The 26,021-nt window shown below is 60.0% G+C and carries 26 protein-coding genes; 18 read left to right on the forward strand and 8 right to left on the reverse strand.

Going from position 1 to position 26,021, the window contains the following annotated elements:
• Positions 1-11 precede the first annotated feature (11 nt).
• The 14 genes from VHN57_RS07165 to VHN57_RS07230 all read left to right on the forward strand — a co-directional run bounded on the left by VHN57_RS07165 (position 12) and on the right by VHN57_RS07230 (position 14,301).
• Positions 12-980 (forward strand): cytochrome c oxidase subunit II, encoded by a 969-nt coding sequence (locus VHN57_RS07165; RefSeq protein ID WP_063976107.1) that lies wholly within the window; start codon positions 12-14, stop codon positions 978-980.
• Positions 977-3,499, forward strand: coding sequence for a cbb3-type cytochrome c oxidase subunit I (locus VHN57_RS07170; protein WP_423283288.1), 2,523 nt, complete (start codon positions 977-979; stop codon positions 3,497-3,499). The genes VHN57_RS07165 and VHN57_RS07170 overlap by 4 nt, the downstream gene beginning before the upstream one ends.
• Positions 3,496-3,873: a hypothetical protein gene (locus tag VHN57_RS07175; protein WP_063976105.1), complete on the forward strand. Its 378-nt coding sequence runs from the start codon at positions 3,496-3,498 to the stop codon at positions 3,871-3,873. The genes VHN57_RS07170 and VHN57_RS07175 overlap by 4 nt, the downstream gene beginning before the upstream one ends.
• Positions 3,870-4,466, forward strand: a complete 597-nt coding sequence (locus tag VHN57_RS07180) for a cytochrome c oxidase assembly protein (protein ID WP_069339014.1) — start codon at positions 3,870-3,872, stop codon at positions 4,464-4,466. The genes VHN57_RS07175 and VHN57_RS07180 overlap by 4 nt, the downstream gene beginning before the upstream one ends.
• Positions 4,463-5,503, forward strand: a complete 1,041-nt coding sequence (locus tag VHN57_RS07185) for a c-type cytochrome (protein WP_423283291.1) — start codon at positions 4,463-4,465, stop codon at positions 5,501-5,503. The genes VHN57_RS07180 and VHN57_RS07185 overlap by 4 nt, the downstream gene beginning before the upstream one ends.
• Positions 5,504-5,830: 327 nt before the next feature.
• Complete coding sequence (locus VHN57_RS07190; protein ID WP_423283293.1) at positions 5,831-6,310, forward strand: hypothetical protein; 480 nt, start codon at positions 5,831-5,833, stop codon at positions 6,308-6,310.
• 14 nt (positions 6,311-6,324) lie between these two features.
• Positions 6,325-7,203 (forward strand): ImmA/IrrE family metallo-endopeptidase, encoded by an 879-nt coding sequence (locus tag VHN57_RS07195; protein ID WP_423283295.1) that lies wholly within the window; start codon positions 6,325-6,327, stop codon positions 7,201-7,203.
• A 121-nt stretch (positions 7,204-7,324) separates the two neighbouring features.
• Positions 7,325-7,624, forward strand: coding sequence for a hypothetical protein (locus VHN57_RS07200; RefSeq protein ID WP_278988481.1), 300 nt, complete (start codon positions 7,325-7,327; stop codon positions 7,622-7,624).
• A gap of 746 nt (positions 7,625-8,370) precedes the next feature.
• Complete coding sequence (locus VHN57_RS07205; protein WP_188083443.1) at positions 8,371-8,730, forward strand: hypothetical protein; 360 nt, start codon at positions 8,371-8,373, stop codon at positions 8,728-8,730.
• Positions 8,731-8,801: 71 nt separating this feature from the next.
• Positions 8,802-9,047, forward strand: a complete 246-nt coding sequence (locus tag VHN57_RS07210; RefSeq protein ID WP_423283297.1) for a hypothetical protein — start codon at positions 8,802-8,804, stop codon at positions 9,045-9,047.
• 56 nt (positions 9,048-9,103) lie between these two features.
• Positions 9,104-9,877: a nucleotidyltransferase family protein gene (locus VHN57_RS07215; RefSeq protein WP_423283299.1), complete on the forward strand. Its 774-nt coding sequence runs from the start codon at positions 9,104-9,106 to the stop codon at positions 9,875-9,877.
• Entirely contained in the window at positions 9,861-10,604 is a 744-nt protein-coding gene (locus tag VHN57_RS07220) for a metallophosphoesterase family protein (RefSeq protein ID WP_423283301.1), read from the forward strand. Before VHN57_RS07215 ends, VHN57_RS07220 begins: the two co-directional genes overlap by 17 nt.
• 261 nt (positions 10,605-10,865) lie before the next feature.
• Positions 10,866-11,999, forward strand: coding sequence for an NAD(P)/FAD-dependent oxidoreductase (locus VHN57_RS07225; protein WP_423283303.1), 1,134 nt, complete (start codon positions 10,866-10,868; stop codon positions 11,997-11,999).
• An 805-nt stretch (positions 12,000-12,804) separates the two neighbouring features.
• Positions 12,805-14,301, forward strand: coding sequence for a glycosyl hydrolase family 28 protein (locus VHN57_RS07230; protein ID WP_423283305.1), 1,497 nt, complete (start codon positions 12,805-12,807; stop codon positions 14,299-14,301).
• A 125-nt stretch (positions 14,302-14,426) separates the two neighbouring features.
• Here the strand turns inward: VHN57_RS07230 and VHN57_RS07235 are convergent, their stop codons facing one another.
• Positions 14,427-14,660 (reverse strand): aldo/keto reductase, encoded by a 234-nt coding sequence (locus tag VHN57_RS07235; protein WP_423283307.1) that lies wholly within the window; start codon positions 14,658-14,660, stop codon positions 14,427-14,429.
• A 163-nt stretch (positions 14,661-14,823) separates the two neighbouring features.
• Here VHN57_RS07235 and VHN57_RS07240 point away from each other — a divergent pair, with 163 nt between their 5' ends.
• Entirely contained in the window at positions 14,824-16,035 is a 1,212-nt protein-coding gene (locus VHN57_RS07240) for an IS256 family transposase (RefSeq protein WP_099231114.1), read from the forward strand.
• A gap of 28 nt (positions 16,036-16,063) precedes the next feature.
• Here the strand turns inward: VHN57_RS07240 and VHN57_RS07245 are convergent, their stop codons facing one another.
• The 7 genes from VHN57_RS07245 to VHN57_RS07275 all read right to left on the reverse strand — a co-directional run bounded on the left by VHN57_RS07245 (position 16,064) and on the right by VHN57_RS07275 (position 23,514).
• Positions 16,064-16,891, reverse strand: coding sequence for an aldo/keto reductase (locus VHN57_RS07245; RefSeq protein ID WP_423283309.1), 828 nt, complete (start codon positions 16,889-16,891; stop codon positions 16,064-16,066).
• A gap of 114 nt (positions 16,892-17,005) precedes the next feature.
• Complete coding sequence (locus tag VHN57_RS07250) at positions 17,006-18,316, reverse strand: oligosaccharide MFS transporter (RefSeq protein ID WP_423283311.1); 1,311 nt, start codon at positions 18,314-18,316, stop codon at positions 17,006-17,008.
• A gap of 69 nt (positions 18,317-18,385) precedes the next feature.
• Entirely contained in the window at positions 18,386-19,141 is a 756-nt protein-coding gene (gene kduD / locus VHN57_RS07255; RefSeq protein WP_423283313.1) for a 2-dehydro-3-deoxy-D-gluconate 5-dehydrogenase KduD, read from the reverse strand.
• A 49-nt stretch (positions 19,142-19,190) separates the two neighbouring features.
• Complete coding sequence (kduI, locus tag VHN57_RS07260) at positions 19,191-20,030, reverse strand: 5-dehydro-4-deoxy-D-glucuronate isomerase (RefSeq protein WP_423285991.1); 840 nt, start codon at positions 20,028-20,030, stop codon at positions 19,191-19,193.
• A 15-nt stretch (positions 20,031-20,045) separates the two neighbouring features.
• Positions 20,046-21,377 carry a DUF1593 domain-containing protein gene (locus tag VHN57_RS07265; protein WP_423285993.1) on the reverse strand — a complete coding sequence of 444 codons (1,332 nt, stop codon included), beginning with the start codon at positions 21,375-21,377 and terminating at the stop codon, positions 20,046-20,048.
• 149 nt (positions 21,378-21,526) lie between these two features.
• Positions 21,527-22,357, reverse strand: a complete 831-nt coding sequence (locus tag VHN57_RS07270; RefSeq protein WP_423283315.1) for a class I mannose-6-phosphate isomerase — start codon at positions 22,355-22,357, stop codon at positions 21,527-21,529.
• A gap of 2 nt (positions 22,358-22,359) precedes the next feature.
• On the reverse strand, positions 22,360-23,514 hold the full coding sequence (locus VHN57_RS07275; protein WP_423283317.1) for a glycoside hydrolase family 88 protein: 1,155 nt from the start codon (positions 23,512-23,514) through the stop codon (positions 22,360-22,362).
• A gap of 176 nt (positions 23,515-23,690) precedes the next feature.
• On the opposite strand from VHN57_RS07275, the gene tnpA reads away from it, so the two are divergent.
• From tnpA to tnpC, 3 genes are all read left to right on the forward strand, one after another.
• The gene (gene tnpA / locus VHN57_RS07280; protein WP_423282480.1) at positions 23,691-24,023 is read left to right on the forward strand and encodes an IS66-like element accessory protein TnpA; all 333 of its coding nucleotides are present in this window, start codon (positions 23,691-23,693) and stop codon (positions 24,021-24,023) included.
• A complete protein-coding gene (gene tnpB, locus VHN57_RS07285) occupies positions 24,020-24,373 on the forward strand; it encodes an IS66 family insertion sequence element accessory protein TnpB (protein ID WP_037487421.1) in 354 nt (117 codons plus the stop codon). The genes tnpA and tnpB overlap by 4 nt, the downstream gene beginning before the upstream one ends.
• Positions 24,374-24,440: 67 nt before the next feature.
• A complete protein-coding gene (gene tnpC, locus VHN57_RS07290; protein ID WP_423282483.1) occupies positions 24,441-26,000 on the forward strand; it encodes an IS66 family transposase in 1,560 nt (519 codons plus the stop codon).
• The last annotated feature ends 21 nt before the right edge of the window (positions 26,001-26,021 follow it).

Here is a 26,021-nt window from a genome sequence, read left to right on the forward strand (position 1 = left end):
ACGCGGGCGCAATGCGCAATCCATGGCTCTGGACCATTTCACTGCTCGGCCTTGGCGCCTGCAATGCGCAGCAGTCGGCCCTCCATGCCTTCGGCGCCGAAGCGCGGCAGGTGCGCGAGATGGCGATCCTGTTGACCATCGGTGCGGCGATCATCCTTTCGATCATGGTCCTCATCTATGGTCGCGCGCTTCGCGCTCCGGAAGGGGCGCTCAGCCATCGTAGCGGCATGCGGATCATCTTGTGGCTGGGCGCCATCGGCCCGGCCCTGATCCTTGGCGCGCTGCTTCTCTATGCTTTGCCTGCCATGCGTCCGCGCGACACGGCGCCTGGCGACCTCACCATTCGGGTCGAGGGCGAGCAATTCTGGTGGCGGGTCGCTTATGGGGCATCACGCGCGGGACCTGGACTTGTTTCTGCCAATGAGATCCGCCTTCCCGTGGGGCGGACGGTGATCCTCGAACTCGGCGCGCAGGACGTGATCCACAGTTTCTGGATTCCCGGTCTTGCCGGCAAGATGGACATGATCCCCGGACGGACCAACAGGCTGGTCGTTCGCGCCGAAAAGGCCGGCCGCTTCAGGGGCATTTGCGCGGAGTTTTGCGGCCTGTCGCACGCGCTAATGGCCTTCGACGTGATCGCGATGAACCCGGCGGATTTCGACGCATGGCTGGCGGGCGCGCGCGGGGCCGGCAGGGGCCTGGGCTCATCGAGGGGCCAGGCCCTCTTCGATGCGCATGGCTGCGGCGCCTGCCATGCCATCCGGGGAACCGCGCATGATGCGGCAATCGGGCCTGACCTTAGCCGTTTCGGGCAAAGGCGGACGCTGGGGGCCGGGATATTGCCACCGACCACCGCCAATATCGCCGCCTTCATCCGTGCGCCCCAGATCGCAAAGCCAGGCGCGCGCATGCCCGCCTACCCGCAGCTGTCCGAGCAGGAGGCCATTGCCATTGCCCATTATCTTGAGGGGCTGAAATGAGCCTCCATGATCAGGATGACCCGGTGCTCCGCGCGGCGCAGGAAAAAAGGTTGCGCGCGGTGTGGGCGCCGCCCAGGGGGATCTTCCTGCGCTGGACCGACTGCAACAATAATCGCGTCGGCGTCTGGTATGTGCTGACCGCCTTCGGTTTCATGCTATTTGCCGGCGTGCTCGCGCTCATCATGCGCACCCAGCTTGCCGTGCCCGACAATGATCTGGTCGGGCCTGGTACCTTCAACCAGCTCTTCACTCTGCACGGCTCGATGATGATGTTTCTCTTCGCCGTGCCGATGTTCGAGGCGGTGTCGATCATCCTGCTGCCGCAATTGCTGGGCGCGCGCGACCTGCCATTTCCCCGCCTGTCGGCCTTTGGCTACTGGTCCTTCCTGATCGGCGGGCTGTTCGTCGGGGGATCGATCTTCTTCAATGCCGCCCCTGACGGCGGCTGGTTCATGTATCCTCCGCTGACCACCCGCACAGACCTGTCGGGGCTCGGAGCCGATATCTGGATGCTAGGCCTTTCCTTCATCGAGGTGTCGTCGGTCGCGGCCGCAGTCGAACTGATTGTCGGCGTGCTCAAATGTCGACCGCCGGGCATGCGGCTCAACCTCATGCCGCTATATGCCTGGTATATCCTGGTCGTGGCGGTGATGATCCTCTTTGCCTTTCCGCCGCTCATCGCCGGCGACATATTGTTCGAAATGGAAAGGCTGCTGAACTGGCCCTTCTTCGATGCGCGCCGGGGCGGGGATCCGCTCCTGTGGCAGCATCTGTTCTGGATCTTCGGTCATCCCGAGGTCTACATCATATTCCTGCCCTCGATCGCGCTGTTCGCGATGCTGGTGCCGACCTTCGCCAACCGCCATCTCCTGGGCTATCCGTGGATCGTGCTGGCGGCCGTGGGTACTGCTTTCCTGTCCTTCGGCCTGTGGGTCCACCACATGTTCACCACCGGGCTGCCGAAGATCAGCCTGGCGTTTTTCTCGGCCGCCTCCGAAGCCGTGGCCATTCCGACCGGCGTCCAGATCTTCGTGTTCATAGCAACGCTGTGGGCGGGGCGGGTCACTTGGTCGACGCCCCTTCTCTATGCGACCGGTAGCCTCGCCATTTTCGTGATCGGTGGTCTTACCGGCGTGATGGTGGCGGTGGCACCGTTCGACTGGCAGGCGCATGACAGCTACTTCGTCGTCGCCCATCTCCATTATGTGCTGATCGGCGGCACGCTGATGCCGCTTTTCGCCGGCCTTTATTATTATTGGCCACTGGTGACGGGCAAGAAGCTGTCCGACCGGCTCGGCCGGATCGCTTTCTGGATGCTGTTTGTCGGTGCCAACCTGACCTTCTTTCCGATGCATCTTTCGGGGCTGATGGGCATGCCGCGCCGCGTCTTCACCTATCCTGCCGAATTGGGGCTGGGCGGGCTCAACATGGCCTCCACCCTGGGGGCCTGGCTGTTCGCCGCGGGGGTGGCGGTGATATGCATCGATCTTAGCCTCTCGCCACGCCGGGTTCGGGCTGTCCGCAATCCCTGGAATGCGGGCACCCTGGAATGGCTTGCCCATCCCGAGGACGAGGATTGGGGCATAAGGTCGGTGCCATTGATCGAGAGCCGCTATCCGATCTGGGACCAGACAGATTTCGTGCGCAAGGTGGATGAGGGCCGCTTCTTCCTGCCCGATGCAGAGGAAGGGCGACGCGAGACGATCGTCACGAGCGTCCTCGATGCCCGGCCAATGGCGGTGATCCGTTTGGGGACGCCGAGCATCAAGCCCATGCTGACGGCGGTCGCGCTCGGCGGGGTCTTTATCCTCACCACCTATCATCTCTATTGGGCTGCGCTCGTCAGTGGCATCGCCACACTCGCGCTCGCCCTGTGGTGGCTATGGACCGGGACGGCTGAAATTCCGGAAAAGCCCAGCAAACCGATCGGACACGGCCTTGAACTGCCGCTATATCTGTCCGGGCCATCGGCGCCGGGCTGGTGGGCGATGTTCATTACGATGATGGCCGATGCGACTGCCTTTTCCGGGCTGGTCTTCGGCTATTTCTTCTTCTGGACCCGCCACGCGGATTTCCCGCCGGTGGCTCTGGCGGACGGACCCGGCTTGGCCTGGCCGATGATTGCGCTCTTCCTGGGCATCGCAAGCTGGCTGCTGACGCTAGGCGCGCGCGAGGTGCATGCCCGCAAGTATGTGGGCATGGCCCGGCTTTTCCTCCTGGTCGCGCTGGTGCTCAGCCTTGCCGGAATTGGGGCGGGTCTGGCCGGACCATGGACCCATGGCATGGACCCGCAGGCGCACAGCTATCCTGCAATCGTGTGGACCCTCGCGATCTGGGCCACGGCCCATGCGGGCGTTGCCGCCATCATGCAGGGCTATGCGCTGGCGCGCAGTCTCGCCGGGCGGATGGACCCGGTGCATGACGCGGATCTGCGCAACGTCACCGTCTACATGCATTTCTACGCGCTGACCGCGATCGTCACCTATGCGACGATCGGCCTGTTCCCGGAGGTCGCATGAGCGAGCGACGCAGATGGCATGAGCGGCTCAAGGTCACGCTCTGGACGCTCATCGTTCCACCAGCGATCTGGGCGGGACATTTCCTGGCGTCCTATCTCTGGGCGGCCATCTCCTGTGCCAAGGCCGGGCGCTTTGCCAGTTTTCCGATGCTGTTCGTCGTCGGCACGATGCTCGCGCTGCTGATGATCGGACTTTCGGGATGGATCGCCTGGGCGCAGGCCCGCCTGCCGGGCAATCCGCCGCCCCATGAGGATTCGACCCGGATCGACCGGCTCCGTTTCCTGGCCAAATCCACCTTGCTGCTGGCGGGGCTGAGCTTCGTCGGCGTGTTGTTCACGGCGCTTCCGGTTATTTTCCTGCGGGATTGCCGATGAAGCGCGCCGCACTTTTCGCCGGTCTGGCGCTGGTTCCGACAGGGTGGCTCCTGGCTGTGCTGCCGCTTGGCATGGTTGGTCATATGGCAGGCCATATGATTGCCGTCGCGATTGCAGCGCCTTTTCTTGCCCTTGGCCTGTCGCAAGGTCGGCTCGATCCTGCGCGTCTCTGGCCCGGCCTTATAACCCCTATGGCGATGATGCTGGTGGAACTTGTCACGGTCTGGCTCTGGCACCTGCCGGCCCTTCGCGCGGCGACAATGACGTCCTTGCCAGTGCTGGGGCTCGAGCAGGTCAGTTTCCTTGGCGTAGGTCTGCTGCTCTGGTCATCGGTGCTCCGCGCCGATCATCGGGCCGCTGGCATCGGTGCCTTGCTGCTGACATCGATGCACATGACGTTGCTTGGTGTCCTGATCGGCCTGGCGCCAAGACCTCTCTACGCGGCCGCGGATCATCATCATCTGGCCGGCATCGACCCGCTGATCGACCAGCAACTGGCTGGTGTCCTCATGCTGCTGGTCGGCGGGGCCAGCTATTTCATCGGTGGTCTTGTCCTGTTGGCGAGCCTCCTTCGCCAGAGGGGGGCGGCATGACCATTCGCATCAGCTTGAAGCGCGCAATTGTCGCGTTGCTCGGACTTGGGATTCTCGGCATGCTGATCGCCTGGTCCGGGGCCATGCAGATTTCCGCTTCGTCGGGCCATTGGCGTATTACCGACTGGTTCCTTCACTGGACGATGCGCAATTCCGTGCGGACTTATGCCTGGCTGGACGCACCGCCCGACCCGCTCGACGATGAGGGCCTGGTCAGTGCAGCGGGGCATTTTCGTCAGGCCTGCCAGGTCTGTCATGGCGCGCCGGGTGTACGGCCATCACCCGTGATGCAGCAGGCAACCCCGCCAGCGCCAGATCTTGCCCGGACCGCAGGGGAATGGCGGGATCGCGAATTGTTCTGGATCATCCGGCATGGCGTCAAATTCACGGGCATGCCGGCCTGGGCGGCGGCTGATCGACCGGACGAGGTGAGGCGCATGACCGCTTTCGTCCGGCGCTTGCCACAGATGACGGCGGCGCAATATCAAGCGCTGACTCAGGCTGGCGAGGAGCGACGTTTGCCCGGCGTTGCTCCGGCAACCTTGTCGGCATGCACAAGCTGCCATGGCGTCGATGGTCGCGGGAGGGGGCAATCCGATATTCCGGTCCTGGCTGGGCAGAGCGCGGCCTATCTGGTTACCAGCATGCGCCAATATATGTCGAGGCAGCGCACCAGTGCAGTCATGCAGACGGCGCTGGCGACGACCGGGCGCGAGGACATGGCGAGGCTCGCGAGCTATTTTTCCGCGATGCCCGGGCTCAAGAATAACGCGACCTCGCCCAGTTCTCCGCGACTGGATCGTTTTGGCCAGCCCCTGCCCGCCTGCAGCAATTGTCATGCAGTCGGCAAGGCGGCGCCCATTCTTGCCGGGCAGAAGCCAGGCTATCTTGCTGCGCGCCTGCGGCTTTGGCAGCAAGACGATAACGTCATCGACGCGCGCCTGCCGCCGGACACCATGGCGATGATCGCAAGACGTATCCCGGTCGATCAGATCGATGAACTGGCACGGACGGTGGCGCAGCCCAGGTCGGACTAAGGGGCTATCGCCCGGTCAGGCGTGCATGTTGACCCAGATGAAAGCCAGGATGGCTGCAACGATGAATGCGAAGACGAGGTAGAGCGCAAGACGACTGGTGGCCTTGCGGGCAGGACGCTCCTTGTGATGGGGCATTTTGATCCTTTCGTGGCGATCTCCTCCTCTCAACGCGTGGAAGCGTCCATGGTGCCCGGTCATGCACGTTGAAGGCTGGAGGGGGGGCATCAACGCTTCCAGTCCTGGCGGTCAGGACAGAGGTTTGGCTGATAGGGCTTGCCGCTGTTCCTTGCGTTCCTTACCGGCCCTCCAATGATGAGCGCAGGATCCATGCCCAGCAGGCCTGAACAGGCAGCGATGAATCTTGATCAGGCGCGTCATCTGCGCGCCATTGGCCTTTCCTACGCCCAGATCCGCCAGAGCTTGGGACTGTCTGCCAGCCAGATCGCCCTGATCCGTCGCAGGTTGAATCTGGCCAAGGCGGCGGAGACCCGCTTGCATCGCAAGGAGCCCGCTATGACGGCGCGAGACCTTCCCATCGGCCAGTGCATATTGCCGCCCGATCTGCGCAAGCGCCTGACGGCAGCGGGCTTTCGCACGCTGGGTGATCTGGAGGCGCGATTGGCGGATCCGGCTCTTCCTGGGCTGGAGACCTTGCCCGCAATCGGCCCTCATCGTGTGGGGCTGATCAGGCGGATGCTCGAGCAGTTCGACCTCCTGCCGGGACGCGACGATCTCAAGGCCGCGATAGAGGATATCTTCCCCGAATTTCGCGATGATGCCGCAACCTCGCTTGTCCTTGCGTCATGAGCTAGGACGCGATCATGGCGAAAGATGCACTTCTGGGCGAACTGGCAGGTTGCGGGTCGGCTGAAACATTGCTTGCGGCGATCCTGAACCACTATCCGGACATCCGTGCGCCCGTTCGTGTCGAGGATATTGCACGGCGCGTCGGGATCACGCAGGTCCGTGACCTGGCGGAGGAAGATTTTACCAGCAGCCTCCTTGTCGATGCGGCAGGCCGAACGGGCATCGTCGGGTGCGCCACGGGCCTGTCGCCCCAGCGGCGACGCGTTGCCATCGCGCATCAACTGGGGCATTTTCTGCTTCGCACCCAGGGCCATGACGGGCATTGTGCCATGCGCGACCTGACTGAGAACCGGCGCGACACGCCGCACCGCAAGCAGGAAGCGCAAGCGAACCGCTTTGCTGCCGGGCTCTTGATGCCCAAACCGTTGATGGCCGCGTCCCTCGACAGTCTTGGCAAGCCCGCAATTGCGCATGTACCCATGCTCGCCAGCACTTATGGCGTCACGATCGAAGCCGCCGCCAGCCGTTATGTCGATGTCACCCCCTCGACCTGCGCCATCCTGTTCATCAAGAACGGCCTCGTGCACTATGCGCGCCCATCACGCAGCTTTCCATCGATGGCCATCGGTCGGGGTGATGCCGCGCCTTCCTCGGTCCCGAGCGCGAAGATCGATGAGCCGACATCCTGGCTTGTCGTCGAGGCGCGCGACTGGCTCGTCCAGTCCCGGGACGTTCGCAGCCCCAAAGTCTCGATGCAGGTGCTGGCCAAGAAGAATGGCCTGCATCTGGTCATGCTTTTCATCAACGCTGCCGCAGAAAGGCGGGCGGATGAGGAGGCCGAGAAATATGCCACCGAGCGCCCGAGCTTTGGCCGTGGATCGGATCGCCGGTAGCACAATCGGGGGATGAAGCAGAACCACCCGCGGTCCTGATCATAGGTCATCGACAGGAGGAACAAGCAACACGGCCAGGGGTTGGGGCACATATTCGCAATCCAGAGGATGGTCCGCTGGCATGACGCTCTCCCTTGCCATCATCCTGGCCTCGGCTTCGACCGGTCCGCAACCGCCCATGGCGCCGTCGAGCGCTGAATATCTGGTTCAATGTGCGATGGGACGGAGCTTCCGGTTTACCGCTGACGCTCGACAGGCGCTGGTCGAGGTAGGCGCGCGTAAGCTGATCCTTGCGCGCACGGACCTTCCCCTGGGCGAATATTTCCGCGGAAAGGACGGCGCCCTGATCATTGATGGCGATTTTGTCGCCTTTGTGCCTCGGGGCGATGAGCGATGGCGCGATTGCCATTTGATGCCTTGAGGCCGAAAATGAGCTTCCCGCGCCACATGTCTCTGATCTTGAGTTGGCAGTCCTAATTCCCGAAATGATGATTTCACTTCTTTCGCCTCTTTCGAAGTAAAGCCTTCCTGAAGCTGACCTCGCCGCAAAGATTTATTGCGATGGGGATTTTCGCCTGATCCAGAAAGATACTGCAACATATGGAGTGCTGATCCAAGATTTGGGCATGTCTGCAATTTCACTGTGTAACATGTCCAATTTTTTGATTTCTTTTCCGAAGAATTGTCCTTTTCCAGAGCCAACGAGATTGACCGGGCACACAGGATGAGCGATTTCCCTTACGGCAAGCGTCAAAAGGCCGCTGCTGGAGAGGATGCCCCATGAAACATGAGCCTCACTGCGTGGCAGTGTTTTTCATCGCCTGTTGCGCGCCTGCTTGTCGGAAACATATCATCCGACGCAGGCTGACATAGAGGCTGTCGCCTGCAAGATATGGCAGGATGGATTCTCATCTATGGAGGGTCGTCCCTGGCATGATCTTGTGCCGGGCAGCGATGACCATTGCAGGATGATCGGGGCAGCACGCATGGCGCTTGGCGTGTAGAACCGGCCCCACCTCCGGGCTGCCGATCCCTGGTCGATGTCATGCATTTGTCTGTGACGGGCAATGTCGCTGACGCATGTCGGAGGTCAGGCTGGTTGAGGCTTCATCCCTGCAAAGATGAACCGGTTGGGCATTCGCTCGTTATGGGGAGAGGAGCTTTCCCATGCGTGCGGACTTCGACATCGTGACGGATCGGACAAATAATCTGGTGAAGGTCAAGCTTTCGGGCTTCTTCACGGTCAAGGATGTCGCCCGCTTTTCCATCGCCTATCGAGACGCATTGCGTCATGTCGCCAATCATGGGCATGTGACCCTGGCCGATATACGCGACATGGCGATCCAGGCGCAGGAGATTGTGGCGGCCTTTTCGGACTTCATGGCGTCCCCCGCAATCCGGTCACGAAAACTGGCTTTTGTCTGCGGCTCCACTCTTGCCCGATTGCAGGCGCAGCGTCTGACGGCACGAGACAATGTTCAATTTTTTCAATCCGCCTTGCTGGCGGAAACCTGGCTGCTCGAATGAAGCCCTGACGTCTGCATGCCTCGCGGCAGACGACCTTGTCAAAAGCACCAGTTCAATGCAGCCTGAAGTCCATGGCCCTGCCGATCCTGCGCCAGGAAGCCCTGATAGGCGAGACGGATGTCAATTCGATCGGCTATCGCCGCATGAATGCCGATATCACCTGCCAGGCTGTCACGCGCGATCGGCAGGCCAGCGACATAGAATGTCTGTCCGACAAGCCTCGCCTCGATGACGGGGCACATCTCCACGGATCAGGCAAGCCGAACTGCCGGTGTCGTCAATGCGGCTCGGTTCCAGGTTTGTCCATCGCTCCTTGACGGAACGGATGCAATGTCCGCCGGTTACCCTTTCCTATGCTGACGATGATCCCATCATGACCAGTGATCCGGCCGCCTTCGACCCGCCGCCAGAGGCGAGGCAATTCTATGCCGATAGCCTCGCAGAGCTGGTGGCTTCGGGTATTCCCTTCATGCTCTCGGGCACTTACGCTTTGGGCTGTCATACCGGGATTTCCCGCCCAACTAAGGATCTTGATGTCTTCTGCAAGGCGGGCGATGCGCCGCGAATCCTGGCCCATTTCCGCCATCTGGGCCATGAAGTGGAATTCGAGGACGAGCGCTGGATCGGGAAGGTCTGGAAGGACGGTAATTTCTTCGACGTCATCTACAATATCTCTTCGGCCAGCCTGCCGGTGACGGAAGAGTGGTTCCGCGACGAATTCTACGCCGAAGTCTACGGGACCCGCGTCCGCATCACCCCGCCCACCGAATTCATCCTGTCCAAGCTCTTCATCCAGGATCGCTATCGCTATGATGGCGCAGATGTCGCGCACATGATCCTCAAGCAGCATGAGACTATCGACTGGCAGCGCATGCTGGACGCGATGGAACTGCATTGGGAACTGCTGCTGATCCATCTGCTCCACTTCCGTTTCGTCTACCCGACCGAACGGCACTGCGTCCCGCTCTGGCTGTTCGAGGAACTGCTTGGTCGACTGGAAACCCGGGCGGAGCTGCCGGTCCCCAAGATCCGCGTCTGCCGTGGACGATTGCTGTCGCCACGCGATTATCTGGTCGACATCACCGAATGGGGATTTGCCGATGTCGTGGGCAAAGGACTGGAGGAAAGCCATGACCGAAACAAATGACACAGTTCCGCCAGGAAAGCTCACCGTGGCCGCGATCGGCGACCTGCATGTGAGCGAGACGTCGGAACATCGATATCGCGAGATGTTCGCGGAAATCTCGGACAAGGCAGATATTCTCGCGCTCTGCGGGGATCTGACCAATTTCGGCAAGACGCGCGAGGCGGAGATTTTGGCAGAAGATCTGCATGCCTGCACGATCCCCACCGTCGCCGTACTAGGAAACCATGACCATGAATGTGGTCAGCCCGAGGAAGTGGTCCGCATCCTTCACAGCGCCGGGGTCACGGTCCTTGATGAACAGGCCGTGGAAATCAAAGGTGTCGGGTTCGCCGGGGTCAAGGGGTTCGTCGGCGGGTTCGGCCGCGGCGAACTTGGGGCATTTGGCGAACCGGCAATCAAGGGATTTGTCGAAGAGTCGATCAATGAGGCGCGCAAGCTGGAAAATGCCCTGCGCACGCTGAGGACGGACCGCGTCGTGGCGGTGCTGCACTATTCCCCCATCTCTGGAACGGTCATGGGCGAGCCGCCCGAGATATTTCCATTTCTCGGTTCCTCCAGGCTCGCGGACGCCATCGACCGGTTCGATAATGTCCGCTTTGCTGTGCATGGGCATGCACATCGTGGCGCATTTGAAGGGAAGACTCCCCGTGGCATACCTGTCTATAATTGCGCACAATTTGTCGTTTCAGAACAATTTGGTCGGCCCTACGCCCTGATCGCGGTCTAGCGCCGATCGAACGGGCCTCCTGAAGATGCGATGCCATTGTCAGAAGATCAGGGCGCTATCTTGTTTCCGGGGATTCGTGGTCGCGCGTGTCGGTCAACCAGCAGCTTGCGCTCAGGCCGACAGGGGCGTGTCTTCCTGCCTGCCAATAATGGCGGTCGCCTCCGCTATCCTCGATTGGCCCTCGATTGGCCCTCGATTGGCGACGCATGGATCTTTTGCGCTGCCGGACGTTATCCGTCAGCAACAATCCGGTAGGATCGCATGGCGCACCCCACGACAGGCCTGAGTGAAGGGCGTAATCTGCGTAGCGGCAGCGTTCCCTGGCGTGAGGCGGACTGGACGCTGCCACCTGCCGGAGGCCTGTCGCGGGACCCCGTCGATATCGCCATCATCGGCACCGGTATCATGGGCGCCATTCTGGCCGAGCGGCTGAGCGCGGGTGGGCGGCGCGTTGCGCTCCTGAATCGGCGGCCGCCCGGTTGTGGCAGCACCGCCGCATCAACCGCGCAGCTCATGTGGGCGATGGATGTGCCGATGCTGACCTTGGCCGGCCAGATCGGGGAAACCGAGGCGGCGCGACGCTGGACCAGGGTGCTGGGCGCCGTGCGCCATCTGTCGGAACGCATCGAGTCAATGGGGCTGAGCGCCCTCAAGCAGGACTGTCCCACACTCTATCTCGCTGGCGGGCTGCTCGATGATGAAGCCCTTGCGGCTGCGGCCGCCATGCATCGTCGCCATGGCCTGCCATCGCAATGGCTTGATGGAAATCAGGTACGCGAGCGCTTCGGCATAGCGCCGCGTGCCGCAATCCTCTCGGACGGTGGTTTCACGGTCGATCCGGTCCGATTATGTCACGCGCTGATAGAGCTGGTCGTGTCGCGCGGTGCGGCCCTTGTATGGCCAATTAATGTTATCGGCATGCACCCGGACGGGGACGGGGACGGGGTCCATATCGAGATGGAGGGTGGCGACAGCCTGCACGCGGGCGAGGTTATCCTTGCCACCGGCTATGAGCGGCCCACATTATTCCTGCCGCCGGCCTTCTCGCTCTTGACCAGCTTTGCCATGGCGACGCCGCCGGGCATGGCACCGCTTTGGAAGGGCAATGCCATGATCTGGGAAGCGAGCGATCCCTATCTCTATCTGCGCACCGACGCGTCCGGCCGGATCATTGCAGGCGGCGAAGATATCGAGGAGGCAGATGCCGACACACGCGACGCCCTGATATCGCAAAAGGCCGGGGTGATTGCCGCCAAGCTCGAAACGCTGCTCGGCGCGCCGGTGACGATCGATCGCCAATGGGCTGCCACCTTTGGCGCTTCGCCCGACGGGTTGCCATCGGCAGCGGATCCTCCCCAAAGTCGCACGCTAAGAAAATTTGGAGCATCGGGCTGAACCCGTAAGGCGATCGTTACCGACCCACCTCGCCAACCAGGAGTGGCCGGTGGGTTGAGAATGATCCCGGCCTGACTGAGAGGGCCTGGGGTGACGATGGCGTTCGACAGTGAGTAGCGCTCAACAGTAGTCCGATCCGTCAGGGATGGCACGATCTGATCGACGACGCGGGCCTCGCCAACGGATGGTATCGCTGCCAAGGCCAGGCAGGCTGATGCGATCGCGATCTTGGGCATGGGATGGTTCCTGTGCTGACTGGAAATGTCGTGCGGTCAATCGCTGGCGTCATGCAGCAGGATTGAAACGGCCAAGAGGGTGGCAATTGAGCCGAACGCCCGCGCTAATGGCACGGAAGAGACGCCTCCAAGCAACGAGGGTGCAAATTTCGCAAGGCATTCTCTCACATGCTGATATCGATAACCTAGTCACCTCAGGGTTTCAATATGCTCTCTTTTCAGAAGCAATGAGATAATCCGCTTTCGATCCAGAAGCGGCTGTCACGCGGATCGTGTTCGTTGTTCACTGGCATTTCGAACAATGTGTCTCCGGCTTGTTTGAATGGCGCAGTGGCAAAGACACTTGACGGACAAACTAGCCGCGAGGATAAGGATATCGATAACAATTTCTGATTGCTATCGCGATCAGCTTGATTTGCGACCGCCTTGGTAGTGGCGAGGCAAACCAGGTTATCGCATCCGTTTGCGATCCTGCCGACGAGTTAGGGGGGGAGGGCGCGAGCTTTGCTTGGTAGCATGACTTGATCAGATAGTACGAAACTAATCAAATCGCATTGTAGGTGAGGAAAATGAACGTTTCTAAATGCTTGGTAAGTTCTGCGGCTCTTATGCTTTCAACGATCGCCGCCTCCGACGCTGTGGCAGAAGTTTCCGATAACTTGCGAGTGTATGATCCCCCACGAGAGTTGATCTATAAAGCGCACAACGATGATTACACCGTTCGCGTGCGCGCTCCAGGAGGGGAGTGGAAAAACCTGTATGAATATCGGATAAAAGTTGACACTGATACATTGCAGAACGCATCGCTCGTATATTTCGACTTTGATGGTAAAGTTGAATTGGAAATACAGAAAAATAACGGAAAATTCGACACTGCCGAGATTCTGCCGCTGAAGCCCGGAATAAGTTTCAAGCGGGATGGAGCGATCGTCCGGTTGACACTGGATAAGCCTGAGCGCTTCTCCGTCCAGTTTGACAATGACCGGCTACACAATCTCCATATTGTCGCGGGCGCCCTGGTACCCGAGCAATCCCAGTCCGACGGAATTACCTATTATGGACCTGGGCTTCACATCCCCGCCGACGGAAGCAATCGGTTTCCGGTGAAATCGGGTGATCGTATCTATCTGGCAGGAGGCGCAGTTCTCCAGGGCTCGTTTGCCCTGGATCATGTCAAAGACGTCAAAATCTCTGGTCGGGGCCTTCTCTACAATCCCGGTAGCGCCATCGACCTGGACGGGGCTAGCGGCGTCGATGTTCGCGATCTGATCATCGTCAATGACGATCGCAGCGATGCAGCTCGCGTCATGAATATCCGGAATTCAGAGAATATTTCTGTCAGCCAGATCAGCGGCTTTACCGCAGGTAAATGGTCGGACGGCTTCAACATCTCCACTTCCCAGCATGTGCGCATTGATGGCGGATATCTGCGCGTGTCGGATGATGGTGTCGTTGTATATGCGACCACAGATTGCCCGATTTGTCGAGACCGACCAATCCGGCCAGTCGGACCGCCCAATGCGCCTCAACCGGCAGATACTTTCGACATCAAGGTCAGCAACCTGACGATCTGGAACGACGTCGCCCATTCATTGTTTGTCGGGCATTTCGGGGACGTGGATGCACCTCGCACAATACGCGACGTGACATTTGAGAAGATCGATATCGTCAATTTCGACGAGGATGACCCTATGTGGGACGGCGCGATTGCAATTTACTCCGGAAACGGGACCGTCACCAAAAACGTGACTTTTAGTGACATCAACGTTCATCGTATTGAGGAAGGTCGGCTGTTCAACATCGTGGCTGGCCAGACCAAGCTCACCATCGCGAGCGCTCAAGCCAATAAGCTTCCCGGTCGCGGTATAGAAGGGCTAACTCTGCGAAATATCAGTTTCGCTGGCAACGGGATGCCACACAACTCGATTATCAGCGGCATGCAGGCTGGCACTGAGGTTAAGAATGTCCGGATCGAAAATCTTCGAATTCGCGGGCGCCGCATGAAATCGGTGGACGAAGCTGGGATCGATGTTGGTCCGTGGGTATCTGATCTCACTATTCAATGAGACGGATCAAATGCTTTGATGGCCTTGCACCGGAATGGTGCAGGGCCATCGTCCTGATAACATGGTGGTAGCCGACGAGATCTCGATACTAGCCGAGGAGGGCAGTACCGGGTGCCTTGCGCCGCTTACCTGTCGACCAGAGGAAGCGGAGCTCCGGGTGCGATCAGCGCCGCGTCGCGAAGCTCACGCCAAAATGCTTCTGGAATTGGAAACTCGAGCATCTGGACGGTTTCCAACAAGCGTTCGGCGCTACTGATTCCAGGGATGACGCTGCAGACAACTTCATGCGCGAGTGGAAATTGGAGAGCCGCTGCCGTGATAGGAACGTCATGCCTGTCGCAGATAGCTTCAATTTTCATGACGTTAGCGTCCGCGCTCGTGGTGTAATTTCCGGTGTAGATTGAGGTGATCGCATGGGGTTGGGCATGCCCAACCCCATGCGATTTCGAACTCGGTGGCCACCGGGCTCATCGGTAAGGTGGAGTTACCACACTTCACACGCCCACCGAGGAGTTGATCCCGATGACCGACGACAGACTACCGCTTGCCGAACTGATGGCGAAGACCGGAGATGGAGATTTCCTGCGTACGATCGCCGAGAGCGTATTGCAGATCATTATGGAGGCCGATGTCGACGGCCTGGTCGGCGCTGGCCGCCATGAACGATCGGGCGAACGCACGACCTGGCGCAATGGCTACCGCGACCGCAGTCTCGATACCCGGCTCGGCACGCTCAACCTCAAGATCCCCAAGCTGCGGACCGGCGCCTACTTCCCCGGCTTCCTGGAGCCGCGCAAGACTGTTGAGAAGGCGCTGGTCGCAGTAATCCAGGAGGCGTGGATTGCCGGGGTCAGCACCCGGCGCGTCGATGAGCTGGTGCAGGCGATGGGCATGACCGGGATATCCAAGTCCTCCGTGTCAAAGCTGTGCAAAGACATCGACGAGCGCGTCCATGCCTTCCTCAAGCGCCCGCTCGCCGGTGACTGGCCCTACCTCTGGCTAGATGCCACCTACCTCAAGGTGCGCGAGGGGGGACGGATCGTCAGTGTCGCCGCGATAATCGCCGTCGCCGTCAACACTGAGGGCAAGCGCGAGATCGTCGGCCTGCACATCGGCCCTTCCGAAGCCGAGCCCTTCTGGTCGAGCTTCCTCAAGGACCTCTCCCGCCGCGGCCTGACCGGCGTGAAGCTGGTCATCTCCGATGCCCACGAGGGCCTCAAGGCAGCGATCACCCGCGTGCTCAGCGCCACCTGGCAGCGCTGCCGCGTCCACTTCATGAGGAACGCGCTCGCCTACGTGCCCAAGGGCCAAAACACGGTTGTTGCTGCTGCGATCCGCCAAGTCTTCCTCCAGCCCGATCATGCGGCCGCAACTCAGGTCTGGCGTCAGGTCGCCGATCAATTGCGCGCCAGATGGCCCAAGCTCGGCGCCTGCATGGACGATGCCGAGCACGACGTGCTCGCCTACATGACCTTCCCCGAGCAGCACCGGGTCAAGCTTCACAGCACCAACCCGCTGGAACGCCTGAACAAGGAAGTGAAGCGCCGCGCCGATGTTGTCGGCATCTTCCCGAACGAGGACAGCATCATCCGCCTCGTCGGTGCCGTCCTGCTCGAGCAGAACGATGAATACCAGCTCCAGCACCGCTACATGCAGATCGAGGGCATGGCCGCCCTTGCCACACCCATAACCGAGGAGGTTCAGCCGCTACAGATTACACCCAAGGCCGCCTGAAAATGCAGCCCGATGGCCAGCACCGAAATTACACCACATTGACGGACGTGACCTTCATGACCCGCTCGAGTATGGCCTGAGGAGCGGGGCCATAATCATACCGTAACTCGCCTGACCGTCGAGTGCCGCCGGCGAGCAGGCCTGAATTATACGGTCCGCCAACGATGATTGCTGTACCTCGGGCAGCGCAGGTCGGAAACAGGGTTTCCATTCCTGCCTGCTCCAAAAGGGTATAGCGACCGGCAAGCAATATGCAGTCAAGGTCCGCATGTTTAAGGATATCATCGCAAATCTCGATCTCATTCACTCCGAGGCCGACTGCAGATATCAGTTGATTTGAGCGTAACTCCTGAAGGGCGCGCATCCCTCCGTCCAGTAACGCAGAGAGATGGCCCCCGTTAGCGCTGCCATGGGCGAATGAACCGATATCATGAACAAGAAGCATGTCGATCCGGGCAAGGCCCAATCGATGCTGGCTGGCTTCGAATGAGCGCATAATGCCATCATAGCTATAGTCGAACTCCGGTCGGAACGACATGCTACTATGAAAGCCGTTTCGGGGGCTACTTGTGTCGAGGCTCACATCCGGAACCATCAATCGCCCAACCTTGGTGGACAAGATTGTCTGATGGTTGCGTATATCTCGAATGGCATCCCCCAAGCGCCGCTCGCTCAGTCCAAAGCCGTAATATGGCGCCGTATCGAAATAGTCCGCACCCACGGCGAAGGCAGCGTCAACGGTGGCTTTGCACTGTTCGTAAGGCAATTTACGGGCGCGGTCGCCGAAGGTGCTGCAGCCAATGCCTAGAATGGGAACAGTCAGGTTCGTTTTACCAAGTGGCCGGCGTTGAAGCATGGTCAATTCCAATGGGAATGATTGAATATAGGAGAGCAGAGTCTCTGGTTCTATCGCATTATGATCGAGGCTGAGCTGGATAGGGCGCGTGCCTTATGCTTTGCCACGCTACCGCTAAGGTTCGTCATGATGATCGAGAGCCTGCTTTTGGCCATCTCCCTGGATGCTGGCTGGCGCACGCATGCGATCATCATTTGACGATTTTGCCTTCTGTGTGATTTCGGCTGGTGTTGGCGAAAGCGTGAACCAGGATGCCAGCCAGAATAGCGAAGCGAAGCCTGCTATCACGATATAGGTGTTCTGAAATCCGATATGGTCATAAAGTAGGCCGGCGATGGGCGACAGAAACGCCAGGCCCAGCGAGTGGCCAAAGCTTACACCAACCAGATAAAGCGTCGACGATAGGCGAGCTTCAAAATGGTATGCGATGTAGCGGAAGATCGATACCAAAAGTATTGGCAACTCCAGAGAATGAAGCATTTTGCACATCGAGATCGTTATGGGGCCGATCGCAAATGCTGATGCAGCGATCCGAACGATCATGATGCCTGAAGCGAGCAGAAGCCCATATGTAGCGCCGGTGCGTCGAACGATGATCGGAGCGACGAACATCATTCCTGCCTCGATGAAAATCTGTGCTGAGTTGAGATACCCGAACATCGCAGTCCCCTCCGCTTTGGTGGGAAACTGCGATGAAAAGTAAAAGGGGAATTGCTGATCATAGACAAGGTACAGGTTCGTGACGCCAAGGATCAGGACCATGAATCCCCAGAATTTTCGTAACTTGAGGATGGAAAAAGAGTCTGCGGGACGCAGCGTCGGCTGAACTTTTTCCTCGCCAGTGGTAGGTTCCTGCGAGCGCGTGGCCAGGATCAACGGAAGAAGAACTATCCCTGCGATCGATGCGAGATAGAAATTGATACCCGGTTCGATGTTGTACAGCCTGCCAGAGAAAAGCGCAGCCGACGCAAAGCCAAGCGATCCCCAGAGTCGGGCGCGGCTATATTCAAAACCTTCACGCCGGCTAATTCGGTCGACGTAGGATTCAACGGCGTAACTGCCGGCGACGTAAGTGCCGCCGAGAAAAATGCCTCCGATTGCAGCCCCGACTATCACGTTCGCTTGCAGCAGTGGCGCATATATGAAGCTGAAGAAAAAGCCTGTCAGCACTACGAGACCGGCGATTGTGGCGGGAACGATGCGGCTGAATCCGAGGCGGTCGGATAGATAGCCAAAGATTGGTTGTGCGATCATCGCCGCGATGAAATTGGCGGAAAATACCGTTCCTGCTTCAACGCCATTAAGCCCAATTTTTTGCGTCAACCATATGGACAGCAGTGAGATCGCTGCAGCCTGAGCGAAAAAGAAGAAAAAAACGAAGGAACTGAGGAGGATGTAATTGCGCCGGTTCTTCAAGCTGAGCATTTTTCCTCTTCCCTTCGTATCTATTTGGCAAAGAAGCGCCGTGCCCGCACGGCGCTTCCTCATCTGCGGCTATCGCGCCAGCCAGCCGCCATCGACGGCGAGGATATGGCCATGGATGTAGTTCGCCGCCGGCGAGGCCAGGAACATGGCGGCGCCGCCAATGTCGCTCGGGTCGCCCCAGCGGCCGGCCGGGATGCGTTCCTGGATCTGGCGGTTGCGGGTCTCGTCGGCCTGCAGCGCGGCGGTGTTGTTGGTGGCGATATAGCCCGGCGCAATCGCGTTGACGTTGACGCCCCTGGCCGCCCACTCGTTCGCCAGCAGCTTGGTGAGGCCGGCGACGCCGCTCTTGGACGCGGTATAGCTCGGCACCCGGATGCCGCCCTGGAAGGACAGCAGCGAGGCGATGTTGACGATCTTGCCGCTGCCCTGTGCCAGCATGTGCCGCCCGGCCGCCTGGGCGAGGAAGAAGGTGGACTTCAAATTGGTGTCGATCACCGCGTCCCAGTCTTCCTCGGTGAAGTCGACGCTGTCGGCGCGGCGGATGATGCCGGCATTGTTGATCAATATGTCGAGCCCGCCCAGCTTGGCGATCGTCTCGTCGACGACGCGCTGCACCGGTTCGATGCTGGAAAGATCTGCCGAGACGATCTCCGCCTTGCGGCCGAGCGCCCGGACCTTCTCGACGGTCTCTTCCGCCGGGGTGCGGCCGACCGCCGCAATGTCGGCGCCGGCCGCCGCGAGCGACAGCGCGATCGCCTGGCCGATGCCGGTATTGGCGCCGGTGACGATGGCGACCTTGCCGGTCAGATCGAAGATAGTGCTCATGTCAGGACTCCCTGGCCCCTCCCGCTCGCGCGGAAGGGGCGAAAAACCGTCAGGCCAGCTGGCAGATGTCCAGCACGTTCATGTCGGTATAGTCCTGATTCTCGCCGGCCATCGCCCAGATGAAGGCATAGGCCTTGGTGCCCGAGCCCATATGGATCGACCAGGGCGGCGAGATCACCGCTTCCTCATTGGCCATGATGATGTGACGCATCGCGTCGCCCTCACCCATATAATGGAAGACGCGGTCGGCATCGCCATCCAGCTCGAAATAGAAATAAATCTCGCTGCGGCGCTCATGGATGTGCGGCGGCATGGTATTCCACACCGAACCGGGCTTGAGGACGGTCAGGCCCATGACCAGCTGCGCGCTGTCGCAGATGCCGGGGATGACGAGCTGGAAGATGGTGCGTTCGTTGGATTCCTCCAAGCTGCCGCGCTCCAGCGCATTGGCGTCGGCGATGCCGAGCTTGCGGGTGGTGAACGCCTTGTGCGCCGGGCAGGAGGCGAGATAGAAACGCGCGCCGGCGCCGGCGAACTCCACGTCCTTGGCGCCCATCGTCACATAGAGGCAATCCTTGTTGCCCAGCGTGAAGACTTCGCCGTCGACGGTCACGGTGCCTTCCACGCCCGAGACATTGACGATCGCCAGTTCGCGCCGCTCCAGGAAGGGATGGCCCGCCGCCGAGGCCGGCTCGGTCTGCGCCGGCAGCTTCACCGGCGCATCGGCCACCGCCACGCCGCCGATCACGAAGCGTTCGGCATGGGTATAGTTGAGCACGCATTCGCCGTCACGGAACAGCCCGCCGATCAGATAGCGATCCCGCAGTTCCTCGTTCGACACGCACTCCATCATGTCGGGGTGGGTCGCATAATAGGATTTGTCGAACATCATCTTGTCTCCGGTTTAAGAGGGTGAAGCGGCGCAATCGCGATGCGAACTGCAGAAAATGATGCGCTTGTAGCGCGTGATGGCCGGAGTACCCCGGTCCCGCACGGCGAGGATCAGGTGCAGGACTGAGAGGCCGTCCTCCGGCATCTTGAAGCTAACTCTGGCGCTGTCGGCCCCAGTAAGGGCCGGAGGGGCAGTATGGGGAGTTCCAGAGGCTTCAGGGTAGAAGAACCATTGGAAGGTGAGGGCATCTCCGTCCGGATCGCTGCTTTCACTAGCGTCCAGCTCCACAAGCTCATCTGGCTCGGCTCGGATGCTCAGTATCGCGTCGGAGTTGTCGCCGCGAACGATCGGTCGTGGTGGATGATTTGCTGACTTGAAGTCAGGTGAAACCGTCCAGGCTATCCGAGCAGCGAAATCATTTTGATATGCCTCTCGCCATCTCCAGATGGTTGCCTGATTGTCGCGATATCGCTGGCCATCTTTTCCCATGACGCTGTCTGAAGCATCGGTAAAAAGCCCGTCGGCGGACGAGATTTTGCCATATCTTCCACCCCATCCGCCCCAGTCGGGATGGGCTGGATCTGACAGGCCGTTGCGCACCAGATTCAGGAATGAAGGCGTGTCTCCTTCCATGGCATAGAGCCAAGGCGGATATTTCTCGCCCAGGGGACCTCGCCGGATATTTGCTTCCAACCAGGCATTCGTCACCAGCCTGCCATCTGGTCCCGCGACCGGCGGGTTGGCTTCATTAGGCTTTCGATAAAGGTCGCCGGACAAGCCTCGCCATGTGGCAAGGGAATAGTCGTTGAAGGCGTGAATGCTGCCTACCCAGAAAAGCTGGGGGAAGTTGCGTCTTATCCAGGGGCCGGCATCGTCCTGATCGGAGATGGCATATATCCGCAGTTTTCCAACTGCGCGCTTGATGGCTGCAGGATCACGTGTTGCCTTGATGTCCCAGAGAGCCTGAGCGAGATCGACCGCTCCTCCCCAAAGCGCGATCCACAAGGGACGCGGATCATCCCGATCAATCGCTGAGATGATCGCACGTGAGCCTTCGGTTCCCCTTCCAGCTCCAACCCCAACCATCCCATATTGGGCAGAGCCCACTTTGACCGCTGCTTTGAACATGTTGGCTTCGGGAAAGCGACAGTCGTGAGTACGTAAGTTGGGGAGGATCTGCGCATATGCATCTATGCGTTCGCGCATGAGTTCGGGGCGCGTGCGTTCACGTTGCCAAACCGATGTTGAAGCCACCAGGCCTTCGACGTCGATCTCGTTGGTGTACAGGAGCAGGCGGACAAGAGATTCTGCATCGTCCGGTTCGTTTCCAATGTCCGAAACCACCAAGAGTCGCGAGTTTCCAGCCGATCTGGTGCAATCCATACCTTGTGCAGACGCTCGGACCGGACTGAGCATCGCCATGGCAGCCAGGACGACCAATGAGCGATGCATTATCCCTGACGTGAATGATTTGAATGTCGATCTACAGAACATCATTGCGCTGTCGCGCCATGATCGGGATGCCATGCTATGAAAAAGTGGGCATCGCCATCCGCGCTGACTACGCACGGAGCGTCAAGATACCAACATTCACCGGCAGACCAATCGGTGCCGTCGACCTTACCCGTTCCTTCCAAGGGAATGAACCAGGCCGGAGCAGTGCTGACCTTGAAGCTCTCACCCTTTGCGAGGGCGACAGTGTCGAGCACGAACGGTGATTGTGTGCGCTCGACAAGGCGCTCGCTCAGCTTGGCAGAAACGAGCTTCTCGCGAATATGGTATGGTGTGGGGAGGGAGACAGCCAGGCCGTCGTCCAGATGCAATTCGCGTGGGCGCCCATAGTCGAACAGGCGATAGGTCACATCGTTGTTTTGCTGGACTTCAACGAGTGTGATGCCGCCGCCGATCGCATGAATTGTCCCGGCCGGGATATAGAAAAAGCTTCCGGGGCGGACGGGCTTCCAATCGATCAACTCTTCGATCGAGCCGTCGAGAGCCGCCTTGCGAAGGTCGCCGATGACCGCATGGTCTCGCAGTCCGATACCAAGCCGCGCATCCGACTCGGCATTCAGGACATACCAGCATTCGGATTTCCCACCGCTAAGACCGACATGCTTGGCTTGTTGATCGTTAGGATGGACTTGAATCGAGAGCTTTTCGCTCGTGAAGAGATACTTCACCAGCAAAGGGAGAGGCGGTGCCGATGCATCGGTGAACCAAATCTCTCCGATCCTACGGTCACTGCTTCCGCCAAAGCGGGCAGGGACATCCCACCGACCCCATGGTTTTTCTACGACCACCGACTGCAGTTTGTGTGCGCTCATGGTCAGGCCCAATATGGCTGCCAGGGACGCCGCAGGCGCATCAAGGCTTCGAGATAGAAGTAATCGCCCCAGATGCAGGCTTCATCTACGCCGGCTTTGTTCGGCATATGATAGACAGCATGAAGCAGGACCGCGTTTGAACCTTCGACTGGCGCCAGATATTGCGCCCCCAAAGTCCGCACGATCGAGGTTGCCCATGCCTCATATGTCTCGCGCATGGTATCGGACAGCGGCAATGCTTGAGCGAGTTCGAGTAATCCGCACGCTGCGATAGCTGCTGCGGAACTGTCTCGGGGCGTTTCTTCCTCATGCGTGAAAATGAGATCCCAACAGCATATCCCGTCGGAGGGAAGGCGATTAAGGAAATGATTGGCCAGCTTCGACGCCAGTTCGAGATAGGTCGGGTCGCCGGTATGCCGCCAAGCCAAGGCGAAGCCGTAGATGCCCCATGCCTGACCACGGGCCCAACTGCTGTCATCCGAATGACCTTGGTGCGTGCTGCCGTACCTGGGCTTGCCGGTCTTGGTATCGACATAATAGGTATGGAAGGTCGATGCATCCGGTCGAACGAGAAGCTTAGCGGCTTGCGCCAGATGCTGGCCTGCAGCAGCAGCAAAGTCCTTGTTACCTGTTTCGCGCGTAGCCCAATAGAGTAGCGGGACGTTTAGGTTACAGTCGATGATCATGCGACCGCGCTGCTTGGGGTCTTTCATGTCGCCCCAGGCCTGGATCACCTGCGCTACCGGATCAAAGCGCTTGAGCAGGAGACGTGCAGCTTCGAGGCCGGACGAGCGCGCCAGGGTATCGCCGGTAAGTTGGTATCCCGCGCACGCCGACAGGGTATAGAGAAAGCCGAGGTCGTGATGGTCAACGTTCACCAGCCGCTCGACGCGCGTCGCAAATGACTGGATGTTGCGATCGGCAACAGTGCGGTATTTGTTGTCGCCGGTGAGCTGCCAGGCAAGCCACAGCATTCCCGTCCAAAAACCGTTGGTCCATTCGACATTGTCGATCGGGGCATAAATGCCGCTCTCGCTCGAAGGCGCCGGAAAATAGTCCCCGAACTGCGGCAGCATCCTATCGACCCGAGCCAGCACCGCGTTGATCTGCAAGTCGAGATCGTGGCTGGTGATAGGCTCAAGTTTGCGCGCAGCCAAAGGTTCATTGTAAGCGCGAAAACCTCCCCACATTTTCGTAGGCGCTGATCTGTCTATGTTTCGCCCCTCGTCTGAGGGGTATCGTAGTGGCTGATGATGTAAGAACATTCGAAACAGGTTTCGAAAGGCAGGAGGGCCAGCGGCCCTCGCGTATGGACGTCATTCCAGCAGGACCGATGCGGCGGCGCTGGTCGGCCGAGGCCAAGGCACGGATCATCGCGTCGAGTTTTGAACCCGGCGCCAACATCGCGGAAATTGCACGAACGCATGGACTGCTACCGCAGCAGCTCTACGCATGGCGGCACGACAGCATTCCGGGCAAGCGGCTGTCCAGCAAGAAGCTGGGCTTTGTCCCGGCGGTGATCGAAGATGCGGGCGGCACCGGCTCCGCTGATGGTGGAGGCGATGAGATCGTGATCCGCACGACCGCCCTCGCGATCCATGTGCCGCCGGGCGCGAGCGAGGAACATATCGCCCGGGTGCTCGCTGTTGTGAGCCGGTCTGGATGATCATCCCGCCAGGGCCACTCAAGGTGATGGTGGCGACAAAGCCGGTCGACTTCAGGAAAGGAGCCGTCAGCCTGGCGGCGCTGGTCGAGCATGAACTCGGACTCAAGCCTTTCTCGGGGGTGGTCTTCATCTTCCGCTCGAAGCGGGCGAACAGGATCAAGCTGCTGGTCTGGGACGGCACCGGCCTGGTGCTTGTGAGCAAGGTCTTGCAGACCGGAGGCTTTCATTGGCCCCGGGCGCACGATGGCGTGATGCGGCTGTCGGCATCGCAGGCTTCAGCCTTGTTCGAAGGGCTGCAATGGTCGAAAATGCACACGCCGCGCACCCAGGTTCCGGTGACGACGCGATAGGTCGCACGCCTGATTCCCCTGATCGAAAGGCCATTGCGGACCGCTCCAAAACTGCCAGAAATGGGGCATGTCCGCCACGGCAGCCGACCTTCCTGACGATGTCGCCACCCTCAAGGCGATGGTCCTGGCCGGCCTCGAGCGTGAAGCTCGGATGCAGCATATCATCGACCAGATCACCCGCACGACATTCGGGAAACGGTCGGAGAAGCTGAGCGAAGATCAGTTGGCGCTTGCCTTCGATGATCTCGACGTCGCCCGTGCTGAACTGGAGGCGCTTGGTGAGCAGGCAGCAGGCCAGAAGAAGGAACGGGCGCGAAGGGAAAGCGGGACAGCGCGGGCGTCGCTGCCGGCGCACCTGACCCGCATTGAGGAAGTGATCCTTCCAGACGAGCAGGAATGTCCCTGCTGCGGAGGCACGCTGCACTGCATAGACAGCGATATATCGAGCCGGCTCGATGTCATCCCGGTCCAGTATCGCGTGATCGTCACGTCCCGACCGAGAATGGCGTGCCGCGCATGCAGCGAGGGGGTGTTCCAGGCGCCCGCGCCTAAGCATGTGGTGCCAGGCGGCCTGCCCACCGAGGCGTTGATCGCCGATGTTCTGGTCAGGAAATATGCCGATCACATGCCCTTCTATCGTCAGGCGCAGGCGCTTGTGCGTCAAGGTATCGAGATCGACCGGGGAACCATGTGCAACTGGGCGGGCCGAGCCGCGGGTTGGCTCGGGCGCCTGACCGGCCGGATGAAAGCGGACCTTCTGACGGGCGCCAGGCTGTTCGTCGATGAGACCACCGCCAAGGTCCTGGCGCCCGGCACGGGCAAGGTGAAGACGGGATATCTCTGGGCGATCGCTCGTGATGATGGCGCACATGGCGGCAGCGATCCACCGGCGGTCGCCTACACCTATATGCCGGGGCGCGGGAAAGTCTGGGCGGAAAAGCTGCTCGGGGACTTCACCGGCATTGTCCAATGCGATGGCTATGGCGCCTACAAGCATATCGAGGCGCCGGACCGGAAGGGCGGCCCGGGAACGCTCGCCTTTTGCTGGGCGCACGTTAGGCGTGGCTTCTTCGACGATGCCAAGGGCGGCAACGCCCCCGTCGCCGATGAGGCGCTAAGGCGGATAGCCAACCTCTACAAGATCGAGGGTCGTATCCGAGGTTCCAGTCCCGAACACAGGTTGGCGATCCGCCAGGCTGAATCCGCTCCCATCATCGCCGGCATGCGCCCCTGGCTCGAGGAGATGCTGCCCAAGCTGCCCCGAAGCTCCAATACGGCCGAGGCCATCAGATACACCCTCAACCACTGGAACGGCCTCGTCCGCTTTCTCGACGATGGGCGGATCGAGCTGGACAACAACACCGTCGAGCGATCAATCAGGCCCATTACGCTCCAGCGGAAAAATGCCCTGTTCACTGGCCATGACCTGGGAGCTGAAAACTGGGCGACCTTCGCCAGCCTCATCGAAACGTGCAAACTGGGCGGCATCAACCCTCAGGCCTACCTCACCGATGTCCTCACCCGTATCGTCCTGCGCGGCGACGCAGATCCGATCGATGATCTGCTCCCCTACAACTGGGTAGATAGCCGCCCCGCCGCCAACACCGTCATCGATCAGGCCGCCTAACGCCTTCAAGTGAGGCTGTTT

Source organism: Sphingobium salicis subsp. salicis, from assembly GCF_049472635.1.
Lineage (GTDB): Bacteria > Pseudomonadota > Alphaproteobacteria > Sphingomonadales > Sphingomonadaceae > Sphingobium > Sphingobium yanoikuyae_A.